The organism is Lactobacillus sp. C449L (assembly GCF_059900815.1).
Map to the genome: position 1 here is coordinate 1 of NZ_JBWXGA010000275.1, position 442 is coordinate 442.

Sequence of the window (442 nt, forward strand, 5' to 3'; positions counted from 1 at the left end):
GGTGAAGGACACGTTCAACCCGAGCGGCACCGTGGACAACACAGGCCGCATCCACGCGCTGCGCTTCATCAACATCAACGCCCCGGCGACCGCGATCAACCAATGTTCGTGGATCGCGGACCAGGGATTCAACAACAACTCGCCGCGCACCCAGAATTTCGGGATGATCTACATCAACTGGAACGGCACGGGGACGGCCGACCTGTGGCAGAACAATGCCGAGTTCCGGATGGGGCCCAACGCGCTCGTCTATGGCTGGCGCTTCTTCAACAACAGCCTCATCAGGAACACGACGGCGGCGGACGAGGCGGCGGTGGGCATCCCAGCGGGTAGCGGCGGCGGCAAATTCTACTTCAAGCATCCGGGCGGAACCCCGTCCGCCGAGCATACGAAGAACCAGGGACGGTTCGAAGGCGAAAGCGGCTCGAACCCGATCAACTTC

At 62.2% G+C, this 442-nt stretch carries 1 protein-coding gene; it reads left to right on the plus strand.

The window, feature by feature from the left end; translation table 11 throughout:
• On the plus strand, positions 1 to 442 hold a 442-nt coding region (locus AC2JF9_RS09365), incomplete at both ends, for a hypothetical protein (protein ID WP_500727228.1).